General features: G+C 60.4%; 1 protein-coding gene. It reads left to right on the forward strand.

The features are described 5' to 3' along the window. Nucleotides 1-240 precede the first annotated feature (240 nt). Nucleotides 241-1,038, forward strand: coding sequence for a hypothetical protein (locus G510_RS0113360; RefSeq protein WP_029154014.1), 798 nt, complete (start codon nt 241-243; stop codon nt 1,036-1,038). Nucleotides 1,039-1,181 lie beyond the last annotated feature (143 nt).

Raw genomic sequence — 1,181 nt, forward strand, 5'->3', positions numbered from 1 at the left:
CACATAGCTATGCCGCTTGATCCAGGGTTCACGGACATGCAATCTCTCGCGAGTTTTTTGGGCACGTCTCACCAGGCACTGAAACCGTCACGGACCTGGCATTTATTTACTCAGTTTGAGAGCAGCACTGGGTCACTTGAAAGCAGCGCACGGATGACCGTGGAGGTTTCGAGACGGGTAGCTAGAGGGCGTGAGGAGCGTGGGTGTCGTCCTTGTTGACGGCACGAAGGGGCCATACTCATGCGCGTCACCGCTGGTGCTATCGAACGCACTTTTCAGTCCGAGTGGATCCGATCGATCCATGATGTCGAGCACGACTTTCCCGGTCTCGGTACCTTCACTGGTGACGAGATGGTTGATCACCTCGAGGGGATGATTGGCCAGCGCGATAGCAGCTCCACGGATGCTTCCTATGCCGAGCGCGACTTTGCGCATCATCGACTCATCGAGCTCGCCCAGCAGGGCCACCATGCGTCCATGAACGTACTACTGGTTGCCTTCCGCCCGTTGGCGCGTTCTGTGGCGCACCGGCTGGCGCCGACAGCATTCCAGGGGATGCCGATGGAGCATGCGGTCGATGCAGCAACGAGCGCGCTCTGGGAGACGATCATGACCTATCCCCTCTCGCGGGATCGTCATGTCGCCGGCAATCTTCGCGGTGAGCTCCTCAAGCGCGTCAGCCGAGAGTTCGGGGCTCCGCGCAGCCGTGAGGTTCCGGCTGAGGATTCGCTTCTTGACGGCCTTTTGAATGATCAGAGCTCCACCGGAGCGACCGTCGGGCGTACTGCACTTGAGAACCTCACGACTGTTCTCATGTGGGCCGTATCGCATGACGTCATCTCCTGCGCTGAGGTGCGGTTGCTTGTGCAGATCGAACTCGCCGATGATCCTGGTGCTGCACGACAGGACGCCGCTGACGAACTCGAGCTGTCTCGCGACAGCCTCAATCGTCGAGTGCACCGGATCCGCACGAAGCTCATGAAAGCCGTCAGCGGAGACATTCGCTCTTCGGTTCGCGTCTGCCCCCGCCGCAAGTAGGCGCTCACACCCCTGGCATCCCGCGGATGGCCCTCGCGGGATGCCAGGCCCTCCCCCACCTCCGCTGCGTCCGAGGCCTAGCTTCCTAGTCCCCCTAGGATTCCTACCTTCTCTAGTGTTCCTAGTGTTCCTAGTGTTCCTAG

It is taken from the genome of Microbacterium gubbeenense DSM 15944 (genome assembly GCF_000422745.1).
Lineage (GTDB): Bacteria > Actinomycetota > Actinomycetes > Actinomycetales > Microbacteriaceae > Microbacterium > Microbacterium gubbeenense.

Bases quoted from the DNA above. Each gene is read 5' to 3' on its own strand.
- G510_RS0113360 (WP_029154014.1), top strand. From the start codon at position 241: ATGCGCGTCACCGCTGGTGCTATCGAACGCACTTTTCAGTCCGAGTGG.